11 protein-coding genes are annotated in these 18,075 nt (G+C 59.6%); 7 read left to right on the plus strand and 4 right to left on the minus strand.

The features are described from left to right. Nucleotides 1-266: 266 nt before the first annotated feature. From JOE29_RS15820 to JOE29_RS15835, 4 genes are all read left to right on the plus strand, one after another. A complete protein-coding gene (locus tag JOE29_RS15820; protein WP_032660879.1) occupies nucleotides 267-1,898 on the plus strand; it encodes a methyl-accepting chemotaxis protein in 1,632 nt (543 codons plus the stop codon). Between the two features lie 109 nt (nucleotides 1,899-2,007). After that, nucleotides 2,008-2,829 carry an aldo/keto reductase gene (locus tag JOE29_RS15825; RefSeq protein ID WP_003315245.1) on the plus strand — a complete coding sequence of 274 codons (822 nt, stop codon included), beginning with the start codon at nucleotides 2,008-2,010 and terminating at the stop codon, nucleotides 2,827-2,829. A 171-nt stretch (nucleotides 2,830-3,000) separates the two neighbouring features. Next, on the plus strand, nucleotides 3,001-4,020 hold the full coding sequence (locus JOE29_RS15830) for a transporter (protein WP_057407149.1): 1,020 nt from the start codon (nucleotides 3,001-3,003) through the stop codon (nucleotides 4,018-4,020). A 125-nt stretch (nucleotides 4,021-4,145) separates the two neighbouring features. After that, nucleotides 4,146-5,762 carry an inorganic phosphate transporter gene (locus JOE29_RS15835; RefSeq protein ID WP_210079690.1) on the plus strand — a complete coding sequence of 539 codons (1,617 nt, stop codon included), beginning with the start codon at nucleotides 4,146-4,148 and terminating at the stop codon, nucleotides 5,760-5,762. Between the two features lie 523 nt (nucleotides 5,763-6,285). On the opposite strand, the gene JOE29_RS15840 is transcribed toward JOE29_RS15835, so the two are convergent. Together JOE29_RS15840 and JOE29_RS15845 are read right to left on the minus strand one after the other, a co-directional pair. Next, nucleotides 6,286-7,443 carry an HlyD family secretion protein gene (locus JOE29_RS15840; RefSeq protein ID WP_210079691.1) on the minus strand — a complete coding sequence of 386 codons (1,158 nt, stop codon included), beginning with the start codon at nucleotides 7,441-7,443 and terminating at the stop codon, nucleotides 6,286-6,288. Then, nucleotides 7,440-9,119, minus strand: coding sequence for an MFS transporter (locus JOE29_RS15845; RefSeq protein ID WP_029571952.1), 1,680 nt, complete (start codon nucleotides 9,117-9,119; stop codon nucleotides 7,440-7,442). Before JOE29_RS15845 ends, JOE29_RS15840 begins: the two co-directional genes overlap by 4 nt. Before the next feature lie 268 nt (nucleotides 9,120-9,387). Between JOE29_RS15845 and JOE29_RS15850 the strand changes: the two genes are divergently transcribed. Both JOE29_RS15850 and JOE29_RS15855 read left to right on the plus strand, forming a co-directional pair. Continuing rightward, a complete protein-coding gene (locus JOE29_RS15850) occupies nucleotides 9,388-10,485 on the plus strand; it encodes an enoyl-CoA hydratase/isomerase family protein (protein ID WP_210079692.1) in 1,098 nt (365 codons plus the stop codon). Between the two features lie 3 nt (nucleotides 10,486-10,488). Continuing rightward, nucleotides 10,489-11,640 (plus strand): acyl-CoA dehydrogenase family protein, encoded by a 1,152-nt coding sequence (locus JOE29_RS15855; RefSeq protein ID WP_210079693.1) that lies wholly within the window; start codon nucleotides 10,489-10,491, stop codon nucleotides 11,638-11,640. A gap of 45 nt (nucleotides 11,641-11,685) precedes the next feature. Here the strand turns inward: JOE29_RS15855 and JOE29_RS15860 are convergent, their stop codons facing one another. Together JOE29_RS15860 and JOE29_RS15865 are read right to left on the minus strand one after the other, a co-directional pair. Beyond that, nucleotides 11,686-16,899: a DUF6543 domain-containing protein gene (locus tag JOE29_RS15860; protein ID WP_210079694.1), complete on the minus strand. Its 5,214-nt coding sequence runs from the start codon at nucleotides 16,897-16,899 to the stop codon at nucleotides 11,686-11,688. Between the two features lie 138 nt (nucleotides 16,900-17,037). Further along, nucleotides 17,038-17,607: an NADPH-dependent FMN reductase gene (locus JOE29_RS15865; RefSeq protein ID WP_003423257.1), complete on the minus strand. Its 570-nt coding sequence runs from the start codon at nucleotides 17,605-17,607 to the stop codon at nucleotides 17,038-17,040. A gap of 210 nt (nucleotides 17,608-17,817) precedes the next feature. Between JOE29_RS15865 and JOE29_RS15870 the strand changes: the two genes are divergently transcribed. Beyond that, nucleotides 17,818-18,033: a hypothetical protein gene (locus tag JOE29_RS15870; RefSeq protein WP_003342876.1), complete on the plus strand. Its 216-nt coding sequence runs from the start codon at nucleotides 17,818-17,820 to the stop codon at nucleotides 18,031-18,033. Nucleotides 18,034-18,075: the final 42 nt, after the last annotated feature.

The raw sequence follows: 18,075 nt of genomic DNA on the forward strand, positions 1-18,075 counted from the left end.
CTCCTGGCAATGGTCGATCCTCCCTGATCACTGCGGCGTTCCTTCGCTTCAGCTGCTGAATTGGATCCTACATTCACTGAGGGTCAGTCGATAGAGCCAATCGCGCCTGTTGCTGTAAGCCTTTTGCCATACCCGTGTACGCCGCTAAAAAATGTGACCGACCGCTCATGTTTGGACGTTACGCGCCGAGATGCTTGAAAGACCCTGAATCGCGCGCCGCGCGAGCCAGAGTCATCAGAAGAAAAATAATGCAAGGGATGCCGATCATGAGTATGCGCAGTTTGTCCATCAGTCGCCGTCTGTGGCTGATTCTTGTGGTTTCAGTGCTGATGCTCTTTGTCCTCTCGGCGACACTGCTCAGACAGCTGCATAACGACCTGTATCAGGCCAAAGCCGAAAAAACCATGCACGTGGTGCAGACGGCCAGCGGCATCCTGTCGTTTTATCAGGGGCTAGAAGCCGCCGGCGGCATGACCCGCGAGGCTGCGCAACAGCAGGCCTTGAAAGAGATAAAGAGCCTGCGTTACAGCCAGAGCGACTATTTCTGGATCAACGACCTGCGCCCGGTGATGATCATGCACCCCACCAACTCCAAGCTCGAAGGCCAGGATCTGTCGACCATCAAGGACCCGGATGGCTTTGCGGTGTTCAACGAAATGGTCACGCTGGTCAAAGCCAAGGGTGCCGGGATGGTGAATTATCGCTGGCCCAAGCCCGGTGCCAGCGAGCCGGTGAAAAAGACCTCCTACGTGCAACTGTTTCAGCCATGGGGCTGGATTCTGGGTTCCGGCGTATACGTCGATGACGTCGCGGCTGAGTTCAAGACCCAGCTGTGGAATGCCGGGATGTTCATCGCCGGCATCGTGCTGATCATGGTCTTGCTGCTGGTCACGATCGTGCGCAGCATCGTGCGCCCTCTCAGAGCGGCGGTCGGTGCGATGGCCAGCATTGCCAGTGGCGAGAGTGATCTGACCCGCACGCTGGAAACCCATGGCCAGGATGAAATCACTGAGCTGGGTACGCATTTCAATGCCTTCGTCGCCAAGTTGCGCAATGTCGTCGGTCAGTTGCAGCACTCAGCCGTGGCGCTGGGCCAGGCCTCGACCGATCTGGGCAGCGACGCCGAACAGGCGCAGAGCCGCAGCGAGAAGCAGTCGCAGCAAATGGACCTGGTTGCCACTGCGGTCAACGAAGTGACCTACGGCGTGCAGGACGTCGCCAAGAACGCTGAACATGCCGCCAGCGAAATGCGCGATGCCGAGTCGCAGGCACAGCAGGGTCAAATCAACATCGATAACAGCCTGCGCCAGATCGAACACCTCTCCAGCACCATCGGTCAGGCCGTGGAAGTGATGCAGAGTCTGGCCAGCGAGAGCACGCAGATCGGCAGCGTGCTGGAAGTGATCAGTTCGATTGCCGAGCAGACCAACCTGCTGGCGCTGAACGCAGCCATCGAAGCAGCGCGGGCCGGCGAACAAGGCCGCGGCTTTGCCGTGGTGGCCGACGAGGTGCGCCTGCTGGCCCAGCGCACGCAGAAGTCGACCGCAGAAATCCAGTCAATGATCGAACGCCTGCAAAAGCATTCCGATGCAGCGGTCAAGGTGATCGGTGACAGCAGCCGTTCTTCGCAGATGACCATCGAGCAGGCCAATCAGGCCGGCCAGAGCCTGACCTCTATCAGTCAGGCGCTGCGCAACCTCAACAGCCTGAACGCCTCCATCGCCAGTGCCACCCTGCAGCAGACGCACGTGGTGGATGATATTAACCAGAACGTCACCCAGGCCGCGCAACTGTCTCAGAGCACAGCACTGGCCGCCGAACAATCGACTTCGGCCAGTCTGCACCTGCGCGGGTTGAGCGAAGAGTTGAACACCTTGCTGAAGCAGTTCCGGGTTTAAATCTGCATTGCGATTTTGGGGGGTGGCACGGAACCTCGTGCGCCTCTTGTTGCCTGAGACCTGCTTATTCAACCGCTCATTAGCTGCTTATTTAACTGCAGGGGGTCACATGCGCACACTGGAACTGGCAGGCAGAACCGTACCAGTGCTGGGTCAGGGCACCTGGCACATGGGTGAAAAAGGGCATCAGCGCTCGGCAGAAATCGCCGGCCTGTGCCTCGGGATCGAACAGGGCCTGACCCTGATAGATACCGCCGAGATGTACGCCGATGGCGCTGCCGAGGAAATTGTCGGGCAAGCCATTGCCGGACAGCGGGACAAGGTATTCGTGGTCAGCAAGGTCTACCCGCACAACGCCAGCCGCGCCGGTATTCCGACCGCGTGCGAAGCCAGCCTGCGGCGCATGAACACCGACTACATCGATCTGTACTTGCTGCACTGGCCCGGCCAGTATCCGCTGACCGAGACGGTCGAGGCATTCGAGCGTCTGCGTGAAGCGGGCAAAATCGGTGCCTGGGGTGTTTCCAACTTTGATGTGCCGGACATGATCGAACTCAACAATCCGCGTTGTGCCACCAATCAGGTGCTCTACAATCCGGAGCAACGCGGCATCGAGTTCGACCTGATGCTGTGGAGCGCAGACCGTCATCTGCCGTTGATGGCGTACTGCCCGATCGGCCAGGCTGGCGATCTGCTCTACCACCCTGCCCTGCACGAAATCGCCAAACGCCACGATGCAACACCGGCGCAGATCTCCCTGGCGTGGGTGCTGCGTCAGGACAACATGATCGCCATTCCCAAGGCGACCAACCCGGAACATATTCGTCTGAACATCGCTGCCGAGCAGATTCGCCTGACCGAGCGCGACCTGGCCGATATCGATCTGGCATGGCCTGCGCCCACTCGCAAGGTGCCGCTGGCGATGGTCTGATCGCTGTCAATGCGATAGCGAGCTGTCGATTGACTGAACGGCTGCCCATGCAGCCGCTTGCCGATATCACAGATGACACACCCGGCAACAAGCTGTCACAAATATGAAATAACGCCTTGTCATCATGCGGCCTTCGCCTCCCTGCCCGGGCCAGGCCGCACGTGGACAGCCATGAACCACAGTATCGCTCACCACCATCAGGACTCCGACCTTTTCGGTCTGCTCTACGGCTTCCGTTTTCGCCGTGGTGAAAGTGGCCAGGAAATCGGTTCAGCCGCCGCGCTGGATTACCTGCAAAACCCTCCCGAAGAGAACGACTTCATCTGGCTGCACCTGAACCTCTCGCATGCGGCCTGCGAGCGCTGGATGAAAACCCAACTGGATCTTCCGGAAGAGTTTTTCGAAGCATTGCACGAGGGCTCGCGCTCGACGCGGATCGAGCACGTGGACGCCACGTTGATGGCGGTGGTCAACGATGTGGTGTTCGACTTCAACAGGCTCTCGACTGACATCTCCACTTTATGGGTCTGTGCCCGACAGCGTTTGCTGATCACCGCCCGGCTGCAGCCGCTGCGCTCGGTGGACAAACTGCGCTCGGCGGTCAAGCGCGGCGAACAATTCGACTCACCGCTGGAGCTCCTCGCTCACCTGCTGAGCGACCAGGGCGAAGTGCTGACGCAGTTCCTGCGCAAGACCAGCGTCAACGTCGACCGCATTGAAGACCAGTTGCTTTCGCAGCGACTGAGCAATAATCGCTCCGAACTCGGCGCCATGCGCCGGGTACTGGTACGTCTGCAACGCCTGCTGGCGCTGGAACCCGGTTCGTTGATGCGCCTGTTGCACAAACCTCCGCAATGGCTGCGCGAACAGGATGTCCAGGCGTTGCGTCAGTCCATCGAAGAGTCCTCGCTGGTGATCAACGACCTTACGGCGCTGGGCGAGCGCATCAAACTGTTGCAGGAAGAAATTGCCGCCAACCTCAACGAACAGAGCAGCAGAACCCTGTTTACCCTGACCGTGGTGACTGTTTTGGCATTGCCGATCAACATTGTCGCCGGCTTTTTCGGCATGAACGTGGGGGGCGTGCCGCTGGCCACCGACCCTGAAGGCTTCTGGATTCTGGTGGCACTGGTCGCGACGTTCACACTGGTAGCCGGGCGCTGGGCGTTTCGCAAACGCGGCGACTACTGAATAAGCAGCCGCACCCGCCGGTTGTCAGAAAACCGGCGCAAAAGCGCAATCAATTGTTACATGTCTCACCGCTGTCACATTTTGCAATGACCATGTCAATATTCTTTCAATCCAGGATTGCGAACATGGCTACAAACGCACTGTCTCCGGACGCTCTCGGCAAGGCGAGCCTGTCAGCGAGTCAATTCGGTCGCAAGCCCAGCCGAATGACCATGATACTTTTCTTCACGATACTCATCGCAGGGTTGCTGTTCACTGGCTACAGCCTAAAACAGGACGTTGACGACATGGGCACGGTGGTCACCACCTGGACCCCGTTCGTGCTGTTGGGCGTGGCATTGCTGATCGCCTTGGGCTTCGAGTTCGTCAACGGCTTTCATGACACGGCCAACGCGGTCGCCACCGTGATCTACACCCACTCCCTGCCGCCCGGCTTTGCCGTGGTCTGGTCGGGCTTTTTCAATTTCCTCGGCGTGATGTTTTCCAGCGGTGCGGTGGCATTCGGCATCATTGCCCTGCTGCCGGTGGAACTGATCCTGCAAACCGGCTCATCGGCAGGCTTCGCGATGATCTTCGCGCTATTGATCGCGGCGATCATCTGGAACCTCGGCACCTGGTGGCTGGGTCTGCCGGCGTCCTCGTCGCACACGCTGATCGGTTCGATCATCGGGGTCGGCATCGCCAACGCCCTGATGCACGGCCGCGACGGCACCAGCGGTGTGGACTGGTCGCAGGCCACCAAGATCGGTTACTCACTGCTGCTCTCTCCCTTGGTGGGTTTCGGCTGTGCCGCGTTGCTGTTGCTGGCCATGCGCATGTTCATCAAGAACCGTGCGTTGTACAAAGCCCCGGAAGGCAATGCTCCACCACCGTTGTGGATTCGCGCCATGCTGATTGTGACCTGCACGGGCGTTTCGTTCGCGCACGGCTCCAACGACGGGCAGAAAGGCATGGGCCTGATCATGTTGATTCTGGTCGGCACTCTGCCGATGGCTTATGCGCTGAACCGCACCATGCCCGCCGAACAGGCTACCCAGTTCGCTGCGGTGGCTGAAGTAACCCAGCAGGCGCTGATCCGCAGCGTCCCTCAACCGGCCCCCGGGGATGCGCGCAAGACGCTGTCGGATTACCTGGTCAGCAAGGAAGCGAGTCCTGAGCTGATCCCTGCGCTGGCGGTCATGGCTGGCAAGATCGGCGATCAGGTCGCCAGTTATGGCTCGCTGTCCAAGGTGCCTGCCGAAGCCGTGACCAACGTGCGTAACGACATGTATCTGACCTCGGAAAGCATCCGCCTGATGGAGAAAAACAAGGTCGGCGATTTCGACGCGGACACCAAGACCAAGCTTGAGGCGTTCAAGGGGCAGATCGACAGTGCCACGCGCTTTATTCCGACCTGGGTCAAGATTGTCGTGGCCATCGCCTTGGGGCTGGGCACGATGGTCGGCTGGAAGCGTATCGTGGTGACTGTGGGCGAGCGCATCGGCAAGACGCACATGACTTACGCCCAGGGCGCGTCGGCAGAGGTCGTGGCGATGTTCACGATCGGGGCGGCGGACATGCATGGGCTGCCGGTATCCACTACGCATGTGCTGTCGTCCGGCGTGGCCGGTTCGATGGTCGCCAATGGCTCGGGGCTGCAAATGCGTACCCTGCGCAATCTGGCCACGGCCTGGGTGCTGACCCTGCCGGCGGCGATCCTCTTGTCAGGTTCATTGTATTGGGTGTTCAGCAAGCTGTTCTGATGCCTGTTGCGTCCGCCCCCTTTGACTATCGTGCCGACGCTCCGCGTCGGCATGTCGTTCGTGACTCTCTGCATCACACAGCGGTTCTGTGACATCAGGTGAATTAGAGTTCGACTCAAGTCACCTTTTCGCCCCTCGGCGACCTACTTTGATGGGCCCAAAGTAGGCAAACCCCCAAGCTCCGTTTCCGGCCCGACTTCGTCGGGTTCCTTCGCCCTGTCACTGATCCGGGGGTCGCCGCAAAGGGCCATCCATGGCCCGGTGCGGCTAGCCTGGCGTCCTGCCAGGCTACCCCCGGATCAGCGCCAGGACTCAGCCGTCACTTACGTCGCACTCTGCGTCGTCTGTGCCATCGCGGTTGAAAAGCACTGCGTTGGCAGAAGCCACGAGTAAGGCATGACATTGTTTCGCGTCAGAGGTGGATGACGCAGAGCGTCATGAACTGCATGCCGACGCGGAGCGTCGGCACGATATTCAAAAATCAGAGCCGGCCAGCGTCCAGCATCAGCGATCATCCAGAGGCTCAGCGCACCGCCGGATCAGGCGGCACGTCGCCGTCCGCGCTGGTGTCGATGCTCACGACCACCGACATCCCTGGCCGCAGGTGCTCAAGCATGGGCTGATCGGCATCGACCACGATGCGTACCGGAATGCGCTGGGAAATCTTCACGAAGTTGCCGGTGGCGTTGTCGGCGGGCAGCAGGCTGAATTCCGAGCCCGCGGCGGGCGAAATTCTTTGTACGTGGCCGTGCATCTCGTGGCCGTCGAGCGCATCGACGGTAAAGCTCACCGGCTGGCCCAGGCGCACGTTGGCCATCTGGGTTTCTTTCATGTTCGCCACGATCCAGCGCTGCTCGGGCACCAGCGCCATCAGTTGCGCACCGGAATTGACATAGGCACCAAGACGCACGCCGATCTGCCCCAACTGCCCGTCACGCGGGGCAACGATACGCGTGTTATCCAGGTCGATGCGCGCCAGCTCGATGGCCGCTTGCGCATTGGCGACCCACGCTTCCAGCGAGCCACGGTTGACGATGACCGTTTGCAGGTCCTCACGGGCGATCTGCAAGACTGCCCTGGCTTCGGCGACGGCGGCGTTTGCCTGCGCGTCGGCGGCACGCGTCACATCCAGCTCGCTTTTCGAAACCGAACCGTCGGTCACCAGCGCCTGATTACGCCGCAGATCGGCAGCGCTCTTGCGGCTCTGGGCGATGCTGTTCTGCAATTCGGCCTGGCGCTGGCCGATGGTGGCTTCAGCACTGCGCCGTTGTTGCAGATTGTTGGCCAGCGAGGCCTTCTGCACAGCCAGTTGCGCAATGGCCTGGTCCAGGCGCTGACGATAGATACGGTCATCCAGACGCACCAGCAAATCACCGGCCTTGACGAACTGGAAGTCCTGCACCGGCACTTCGTAAACATACCCACTCAGTTGCGGCCCGATCAGCGTGGTCTGGCCCTTGACCTGCGCGTTCTCGGTGCTCTCGATCGGGCTGGCAAACGGAGGCAATTGCCAGGCGTACAGCACCACCAGCACTCCGGCCAGGGCAACGACGCCGAAAATCACGGAAGACACGACACGCTTGCGGGTCGAGCGCGGCTTGCTAGTCACCGGGGACGTCAACGGTGCCGGTGGCGGCGAGTTGCGGGGGGCTTCGGTATCTGGGGTCTTGGATTCGGTCATGAAGATTTAACGCCGGAGTTGGATATGGTGGGCGAAGCAGCAGGTGCAACGGGTGCCAGCGCCAGAGGTTGAGTGGTCATTTTCAGCCACAGGACCCTGGCTGAAATCCAGATCATGGTCAGCACGGCAATCAGCGCGATCAGCATGAATACATCGTTGTAGGCCAGCACGTTGGCTTCGCGGGTCGCTGCCGTGGCCATCGCGCGGATACCCTGACTGTTGCGCAACGAAGGGTCGGCAATCACCGAGCTGTAACTGGCGCTGTAGCTCTGCAGCCGCGCCTGAACCAGCGGGTCGATGAGGGTCAAGTGTTCGACGACGTGGCTGGAATGAAACTTCTCGCGCACCACTTGAAAGGTGCCCAATGCAGCAGACCCGATCAGCCCGCCGATGTTCTGGGTGATCCCGAACAACACCGAAAAGCTGACCATATTGCGCGGGTTCGCCAACACCCCGCTGATCCCCAGCACCAGGGTAGGCCCGAGGAAGAACGTGCCACCGAACGCCAACAGAAACTGGCTGAGGTACATGTTCGATTGGCGGGTCAGGTTGGTGGAATGACTGTCCATCCAGGCACCGATTGCCATCATCGCCAAGGAGATCAACAAAGGTTTGATCAGATGCGCGGGGTTGATGGTCAGCGCACTGACCGCCAGCCCCGAAACGCTGCCGAGCAACATCACCAGATACAAGGTGTGCAACTGCTGACTGCCCATGTTCAGCGCCTGAAGAAAACCGACAGCGCCGACCGACTGTTCGGACAGCACCACGCGAAAAAGGATAACCGCCAGGCCCAGACGCAGGATCGCGCCACTGCCCAGCCAGCGCGTGATCAGCAACGGATTGCTGCGGTTATGCTCGATAGCCAGTCCGGCACAGATCAGCGCAATCGATGCTGCTGAGGCAATACCAATCCACTGCGCTTCCAGCCACCATTCGATACGCCCCAGCGACAGCACCGCACAGAACAGCGCGAAGCCGGTGGCCAACAGGCCAAAGGTCAGGAAATCGAGCTTCTCGAACGCCTTGAAGCGATCGCCCGGCGGCAGTTTGAGCATCAGCACGCAGCCCAGCGAGAGCAGCGCCATGCCCAGTTCGAACAGATACAGGCCACGCCACTGGGCAATCTGCAGCAAATCCTCCGACACCAGCCGGGCCAGCGGCGTTGCCAACTGGGCGGTGCCAATCCCCAATACCAGCGCCTTGAGCCGCCACTTCTGCGGGAAAGCCTGAATCATGTAATACAGGCCCAGAGTGCTGAGCGCAGCGCCGACCATACCGTGTGCCGCACGTACAGCGATGGCCGAATCGATGTCGTTGACGAACAGATGTGCCAGCGTCACCAGCGCATACAGCACCAGAAACAGCTCGGTGAACGCACGCAGACCAAATTGCTGACGAAACTTCACCAGCAGCAGATTCATCGACACGTTAGTCATGATGTAGGCCGCCGGCAGCCAGGCGATGTCTTGCGAGGTCGCCCCCAATGCGCCCTGCAGATATGGCAGGTTGGCGACTACCAGCGCGTTGCCGAGCCCGCCGGTCAGCGCGACGATCACCCCTACGACAGCAAACGCCCAACGCCGCGCAGTCGAATGCAGCGGCGTCGACGGTGAGCCTGGCATGGTCGGACGCTCGTGGGCGGCCCACTCGCGCGGGGCATACTTATCGCTCATAAACGACTGACACGGGGACTTTCATGGGGGACACCTGAGGAATTCCCTTTTGTGACATTAATGACAGTCATAATACTCATCTACCTGGCAATGATTCGCGTCGGTCAGTGCAATACAGCAACGATCGGGCACTTGCGAAGGCGTTGAACAGTGGCTATCTGAAACTTCAGACTATGCTTAAACGCAGTTTTGCTTTGCACATTTGCGCTGCTAGGATCTTCTGCGACGCTCGAATAAGAAAAAAGCGCAACCGAACAAGGAGTTCAGAATGAGTTCACAGGTTTCATCCGCCCGCCCGGTTCGACCGTCCGCCAGCCGGGATTCGATCGTTATCGACGTGCGTAACCACATCGGACACTTGACCCTCAACCGTCCGGAAGGCCTGAACGCAATCGATCTGGACATGGTCCGCACACTTCGCCAGCAGCTTGACCGCTGGGCCGACGATCCCTCGGTTCATGCAGTGGTCCTGCGCGGCGCAGGGGGCAAGGCGTTCTGTGCCGGTGGCGATATCCGTTCGCTGTATGAAAGCCACCAGAACGGCCAGGATCTGCATCACACATTTTTTGCCGAAGAGTACGAACTGGACCTGGCCATTCACCGTTACCGCAAGCCGGTACTGGCCCTGATGGACGGTCTGGTGCTGGGCGGCGGCATGGGGCTGGTCCAGGGAGCCGACCTGCGCGTGGTAACCGAACGCAGCCGCCTCGGCATGCCGGAGGTGGCCATCGGTTATTTCCCTGATGTCGGCGGTAGTTATTTTCTTTCTCGGCTGCCGGGCGAACTGGGTGCGTGGCTGGGCGTGACCGGGTCGCAGATCGGTGCCGCCGATGCGTTGTACTGCGGCCTTGCCAACTGGTCCATGAACAGCGAACTGCTGCCGCGCCTCGACCACATGCTTGATCACCTGAAGTGGAAGTCAACCCCACTCAAGGACCTGCAGGGTGCACTGGCCAAGCTGGCTACCCAGCGTCTGCCCACCCCGCCGCTGGAAGCCCTGCGCCACGCCATCGACCACTTTTTCGGGCTCCCGGATGTCCCCAGCATGCTCGAACAACTGCAACAGGTGGTCATCGGCGACACACGCGAGTGGGCGCTGGACACCGTCAGCCGAATGAAGGCTCACTCGCCACTGGGTATGGCCGTGACCCTGGAAATGCTGCGCCGTGGTCGTCATCTGTCGCTGCCGGCCTGCTTCGCCATGGAGTTGCACCTGGACCGCCAATGGTTCGAACGCGGTGACCTGATCGAAGGCATACGCGCGCTGATCATCGATAAAGACAAGAAGCCGCAATGGAAACACGCCAGCGCGCAGGATGTCAGTGCCGCGCAGGTGCAGAGTTTCTTCAGCGGTCTGGAGAATTGAGCCGTGCACGACCTTGAATTGAGTGAAGAGCAGGTAATGATTCGCGACATGGCGCGCGACTTTGCGCGTAATGAAATTGCGCCGTATGCCCAGGCCTGGGAAAAGGCCGGCTGGATCGATGACGCGCTGGTCGCCAAACTCGGTGAGCTAGGCCTCTTGGGCATGGTAGTGCCTGAGCAATGGGGCGGCACCTACATCGATTACGTCGCCTACGCCCTGGCGGTTGAAGAAATCTCCGCCGCCGACGCGGCCACCGGCACGCTGATGAGCGTTCACAGCTCGGTAGGCTGCGGGCCGGTTCTCAATTACGGGACCGATGCCCAGAAACATGCCTGGCTGGAAAAACTGGCCACAGGCCGTGCCATCGGCTGCTTCTGCCTTACCGAACCGCATGCAGGCTCTGAAGCTCACAACCTGCGGACTCGTGCCGATTTGCAGGGCGATGAGTGGGTCATAAACGGTGCCAAGCAGTTCGTCAGCAATGGCAAACGGGCACAACTGGCTATCGTGTTTGCCGTGACCGACCCGCAGCTTGGCAAAAAAGGCCTGTCAGCCTTTCTGGTGCCGACCGAGAACCCCGGTTTCGTGGTGGATCGCAGCGAGCACAAGATGGGCATCCGCGCATCGGACACCTGCGCGGTCACCTTGAACAACTGTCGAATCCCAGCCGCCAACCTGTTGGGTGAGCGTGGCAAGGGGCTGTCTATCGCCCTCTCCAATCTGGAAGGCGGCCGCATCGGCATCGCCGCGCAGGCACTGGGCATCGCCCGCGCTGCCTTCGAAGCAGCGCTGGCGTATGCCCGGGAACGCGTGCAGTTCGACAAACCGATCATCGAACATCAAAGCATTGCCAATCTGCTGGCCGACATGCACACCCGCATCAACGCCGCGCGCCTGCTGACCCTGCACGCCGCGCGGCTGCGCAGCGCCGGGCAAGCGTGCCTGTCGGAAGCCTCTCAAGCCAAGCTGTTCGCGTCGGAAATGGCCGAATGGGTGTGCTCCAAGGCGATCCAGATCCATGGCGGCTATGGCTATCTGGAGGACTATCCGGTCGAGCGTTACTACCGGGACGCGCGCATCACTCAGATATACGAAGGCTCCAGCGAGATCCAGCGTCTGCTGATCGCCCGGGAACTGCGTCATTATCTGGTCTGATGCAGATGCAACGGCCGGGCAATGCGATATGCAGGGGGCAGCGCGTCAGGGCTTCACAAATCGCTCTCGCCCCAGCAACGTGACCAGCAAGGCCACCGAGTCGGCATTTTTGAGCATAATGTCGGCCCGTTTGTGAACGTCTTCGTAAAATACGTCACGCGCTTTTTCCAGCGTGCTCTTGCCAGAGATGCGCAGAATGGTCTGTTTTCCGTTGCCGTCCATACGCCTCAGGTCGCGCCAAGAATCTTCGTCCAGTTGTTTGAACAGCTTGTCGCGATCAGTATGAAAGGACAGCGTCTTTTGCTGCTGATAAATCAGTTCATTCCTGATCCGCAGTCGATAGGTCGGGGCATCTTCAAGCAAGTCAATGAACGGGGCCTGTGAGTCCACATAAGCAATGTCGTCCGTTTTCAGCACCATATGCGATAACTCATGAATCAGGATCGCGGCCCGGTAGTGCTGAGGAAACTTGAATTCCCCGGCACGTTGCGCGCTGAGCTTCAATCGATAGGTCGGCAGTCGAAAGAACTGCTCTGTCAGAAAAATCCGTCGCGCCGGGTCTGCTTCAAACATGAACGCGCTGGCCGACTCGTTACCCATTCGATTGACGCCGATTACATAGCGTTTCGAGTCGATGGGTGACATCGAAGGGTCAATCAACTCCTGATACAGGTCGGTGACCGCCTTTTTAGTGACTTCACGCAGTCGATCGTCGGGCACCTTCTGTGCAAAAAAATCACTTAATATTTTTTCCGCACGCGGATCCAGCGTATTGTCCGGCAAGCGTCTGGTCAGGTTGTCCAAGGCGTTTTCGAGATAGCTCCGCGCCTGCAGGCAGGCATCTTCGATAGACTGGGCCATATCCCGGTGGCGATGACGAATCTCTGGCATGCCTCGAGCGCTGACAACCATGATCTCGTCAACCAGGTCGTCGACCAGGCTGCCTTCCATTCGGGTCAGCGCCCCACCTCCGCCGCGCAGCCCGCCCGGGATGTCCAGTCTCCATTGCTGATCCGCATCCAGGATCACCGAGGGACCGATTTTGCTGCCCGACACGATGAACCAGCCATCTTCATCGGACTGCAACTCATAGGTTTTCCCACCGATGGCTGCATACGACCTGCCGGTAACAGGATCCCGGTAGACGCTTAACAGCTCGTCGCGCTGCAGCGTGTACAAGGCCATGTCGTGAACTTCGAACTCGCGCAAGCGCTCCCGTATCTGTTGTGTCAGGGAGCTGTTCCCCCAAGAGAACTCGAGCGTATCAGCGCCCTCGATCAATTGCACCAGCGGGTCGGGCGACGTGGCGTCATCCACCAGAGTACTGTTCTCTCGAGCTGTCAGGGAGGCGACTTCCGCAGGGTTCTGTCCGGAAGAAATCATCACGCTCAGGGCCGCCATGAACTCCGAAATGGCCTGCCCCCATTGCTGATCCGTTGCCGAGATGAGTGACAGATTCAACAATGTCTGTCCCTGAATGATGCCAATCAGTGCCCCCAGGCGTCCGGGCATGAGCGCCATGAATTGCTCTGCGCCCAGCGTGAACAGGTACTGCGTCGCCGCGCGGCGATGTTCGGCATTGGTGACGCTGTACTGCTTGACCTGCAGCGTCAGGATATCCAGCGCGCCTTTGAACATCAGCAACAGGCAGTTGCCCTCATAAGGGTCGATTTGCACGGTGACAGGGGCTGGGCGCTCCAAAGGTAAATCGAAAGAGGACTCGGTGCTGAAAGGCAGATGCGGCTCCACAAAACCGCCCTTGTCGTAAATCTTGCGCAAATCGGGGTCGATACGGTCCAGAATGTACGCTTGAAAATAGGCTGAAGTGTGAATATCCAGCACCAGCGCAGCCTGGTCGGGATACTCCTTGAACACGAACTCGTCGTGCAGGGGCGCGTAAAGCACCCACGGTCCCGGCTGATTTTCCTTTGGCCCCATCACGTAGGTATTAAGTACCGCAGTCGGTTCCCAGCCCTCCTTGGCCGGTAGCAGTTTCAAGGGGCTGATGATTATCTGGCAGCCATTGACTGGCAGGCGCGCGACCGCATCAGGCATGGTCAATACGTTTTCGACAATCCGATACGCCTGCTCGGACAGCTCGTTTTTCAGCTTGGAAGTGAAGGCTCGCAGAATATCCAGCGAAGGAACCTGTTCGACGAACAGTTTGCGGCGTTCGATATAATCCGGCGTCGTCTCTGACAGCACCGAGTTCAGCATCCTGCGGTAACTCGCGGCGATGTCCAGCGACGTCACCAGTTCGCGCAGATACGCCGGTGTCAGGGCCGCGTGCAGCGGCGTGTCGTCCCTCGAAGAAAGCAGAATGACCCCGTCCTGCCTGGACAGAAACCGGTTGATTGCGAACTCCACCAGGTTTTCGCTGACGCTTTGGGCTGCCGCCGGCACCGACTGCGGCACCTCGCCTGGTGCTACCGGGGCGGGAACATAGTGCGTCAGGGAAACACACACATTTTCAGGATCAGGACGGGGCTCTGCGAAGTCCTTGTCGAACCTGTGTTTGAGCTGCTCGAGGGAATAATCGTAGAAGCTTGGAATATCGAACAGAAAGTCCTTCTCGCCGACACAGGTCACATAAAACCGTCGCAGGACCTCGACCAGAATGACCTGATCACGCTTCGACGCATCGCTGACCCATGAAGGTACGAGCGCCTTGTAAATGATGAATTGAATGGCGACTCCCAAAGAGTTGAGGGCCTGGCGATTTCGGTCATCCCGCTCTGCAGCACTCAGCAGGTTGACGAACAGTTCCGATGGCACCTGCCAGGCTATGGACTGCCGATAAAGATCGGCCACCGTGCGCTGCTGGCGCTCGACCTCGTCGCGCTGCAATGCCTCGATGAAATGCCCTTCAATGGGTTGCAGGACGACCTTGAGCTCAAGCGTCCCTCGACGGGTACGCTGGTCGAGTAACATGCGTCGGTCAGGTTCGGCGATTACCCCTGATACCTGCGAGCCCAGTTCTATCCCTGCCAGTCGCCCGGCGACATACACTTCCAGTAACTGCCGGGTTTCGAAACAGATGATTCCCTGCTCCAGTATCCACAGGACGGGCTGGCTATCGGGACGCCTGCCAGTAACCACAAAAGCATTGGGTACCTTGATGGCAGGCGCCTGCGGGTCATACTCGACCGTCACCCGGAATGCATCGACGCGCGCCTCGCCCAGCCCCTCCCGAAGTGCCGGCAACGGCCTGTCGATGACCTGCTGTATGTTGTCGATGAAAACCACAGGCAGCGTGGCCGTACGCCTTTCGACCAGCAATTCGAGGCGCAGCGAGTACTCCCGAACCAGAGCGGATATCACGCCGGGATGCATGCTGGTGTCCCGTTGGCGAATCGTGCGTGAGTAGAACTCGCCGATCTGACTCTCGAAACGATGGGCGAAATCTGCCTGCACGCAGATCAGTATCTGCTCAAGCAAAGCCAGGGACAGACGTTGCACAGGTTGACCCGCCACCGGGGTGATCCGTCCTGCAAGAACGACGCTGTCAGTCAGAGGAGCGCTTGTGTAACCGCACACCCGGTCCAGCGCCAGCGTCAGCACTGGCACCGGCTTGGCCTCAGCGACATCCGCCAATACCCAGAGCTTGCGGGCATCCAGAAGCGGACCGCCAATCAAGGCCAGATAAAGATTGAGTGCGCGATGCATGCAGCCATCTGCACCGGCATGCATGGCATCAACGTGGCCAAGCAAGGCGTCGAGCTTTGTCAGCTTGCCCACCCAGTTATAGGACGGGTCTGAAATCATGTTCGACCGTTCACTGATACTGCTCTGGGCCGCTGCCCCCCAGACGCTGTCAAAGCTCAGCCGGTCCTGACGCCAGCGCCCTGCATCGTGCAGGTTCAATAACCGACCATCGAGCAGCTTGCGGATGTCCAGTGCATCGTCAATCCGCGCCGGATTTTTTTCCGAATGAAGGGCTGGCAGGTCAAGTACGTAGCGCAAGTCGCGCGCTTGCAAGGCGATCAGGGCATCGATGAACTCGCTGAAAAAGTCCTCGGTGAGCGTGTCGTGACGCAGCTTGAGCTGCCCCCCCAGGCTGATCGCGGAATGATCGTTCAGCGATGAATAAAACAACAGCCCGGCGCGTGAAGGCCCCCTCAGCACATGCTCGATGGCCTGAGCCTGATCACCAAAGCGCAGGAAGCCCGGTTGTGACGAATAGAGAAACGCCGCCGATGACGCTTCTCCGGGGAAGTCGATGAGGAATACACCGACCAGCTTGACGGGGTCCTCGCCGGCCACGACCACTGATAACCTGCGTACCCTAGGCACCCGCGCAGCGGGCGCGCCAGGCGGCGAAGGCAACAGGGTCAGCAGCCAGCGGTATTCGGCATCGGTCATGGTGCGGTGTGCCCTGCTCGATAACAGATGCTGGCGAAAGCACTCTGCAAGCGCATCAGCGCCAAGATCCCGCAGCGTGCGTCCACCCTGCCACTGAGACGTCCAGTAGTCAGACAGCAATTGCTCATACGCGGTGCCGACTGAAGCAGCCGAGTCGGCCAGTGCCTGATCGAAAACGATCGCCTGTGCCTCGGGCAACGCCGCCCCCTTGGTATCCAGATAGCGACGTGTCTGGCCTTGCGGCAGGGCGTCGTAGGAAAACGCCTGCATGGCGGCCTCGGCAAGGTATTGAGTCCCGACGACTGTTGACGCTGCAGGTGCAGCACCGGGGGGCGTGTGCACAAGCTGGACAGTCTGGGCAACGACATCGATGCCCCTTTCTACCAGCACATCCTGCAAGGCCTTGCCGGCCGCCTCTCGAAGATCGGGCAGCGCCTCCAGTCTGGCCGCCAGACGCTGCAGATGCCCGGCCTGCTGACGCATGACCGTCTGCGTGCAGGCGTCAAACAGCGAGCCCTCGATGCGCTCGCTCTCGACGATCGACAAGGCCGTGATATCGTCGAATCGTTGCTGCAAGGCGCTGAACAGCGCGCTGCGACTCTCGAATTGCTCGATGCCGAAGGTCAGGGTAATGAGAAAGACCCGTGCCGAGGGGTTGGCGGCATCGCTGACGAACAAGGCCGCGGCCAGTTCCGCATTGACGGGCAACTGGTCGTTTATCAGCAGTCTGTCGACTCGGGGAAGCGCATCGTTGGTTGGCTCGGTGCTTTCGGCAGCCAATAGCTGCAACCACGCGCCGTCGTCACGGCTGATTCGAGACTGTGTTACGGCGTCCTGAATGTCTTGTGTGAATCGCGCGCGCAGCGCGTCGCTGGAAAAATAGGGAGCGGCTGACATGTACTGTTTCCTTTGGAGGGCGCCTCTGCGCACGGCGCCCAGGCGCGTGGCAGAGAAAAAGGAAACAGCTTATGGGGATGGATCGACGCGCCTGCGTTACATAAAGCAATCAATCGGCAAACGCGCTTCGTTAAAAAATCAGTTGGCGGCAGCTTTGCCGTTCTTGTCGACCCAAGCGGCGAAGGCATCGATGAACTTCTGCAGGAAGGGCCTGGTTTTATCGGACAGTGCGCCGGACTCGTCGAAAAAGCTCCCGGCACCGCCCAGGTAGGCTTCGGGCTGCTGAAGGCACAGCACGTCCAGAAACACCAGCGATTGGCGCAGGTGATGGTTGGCACCAAAGCCACCGACAGCACCCGGCGAGGCACTGATCACTGCGCCCGGCTTGCCGCTGAAGGCACTTTTGCCGTAGGGGCGCGAGCCCACGTCGATAGCGTTCTTCAGGGCACCCGGCACCGAGCGGTTGTACTCCGGGGTAACAAACAGCACGCCGTCGGCAGCGCCCAGTTGCTCGCGAAAGGTGGTGTATGCAGGCGGCGGTGAGTCGCCATCGATGTCTTCGTTGTACAACGGCAAGTCACCAATCTCGACGATATTCAGTTTCAGGCTGGCAGGTGCCAGTTCTGCCAGAGCAAGAGCAATCTTGCGGTTGATGGACTCTTTTCGCAGACTGCCGACCAATACGGCAATGGTGTGAACCTGGCTCATGGAAATATCCGTCATCTGATTCAAGGGAAGGTTAGGTATAGAACAGAAGCCGGGTTTAGACGACCTGTGCGCCAGTCAATTCCCTACGCACTTGAACAGCAGGGATTATTTTTTCCCTCAAAGGCAAACTCACCTATAGATCAGTGGTCTACTAGCCTCGATGGATTCGTAAACCAGCAGTTATATTCAGTTTCAGAGGTTACAGAGCAAATGGCTTCAGTTCTCGTCGGACAATTTCATGCCAGGGACGCCGAAGGTCGCGTTTATCCGGTTCATGAGTTCCAGGAATCGCAGCCGAATGAGGCGCAGGGCGGGCAGCCGGTGATCACCTACAGGCTGGCAATCGGCGACCGGGTCAAGCATTTGGGTGGTGAGGACTTCGAGCTGGTGCAATCGGGCATAAAAATTACCCGTACACCCACGTAATAACGGCAGCATTCCCGCTTTGGCTACACCGCCAGCGGGAAG

Origin of the sequence: Pseudomonas sp. PvP009 (assembly GCF_017832995.1) — a bacterium.
In the GTDB taxonomy this organism is placed as follows: domain Bacteria; phylum Pseudomonadota; class Gammaproteobacteria; order Pseudomonadales; family Pseudomonadaceae; genus Aquipseudomonas; species Aquipseudomonas syringae.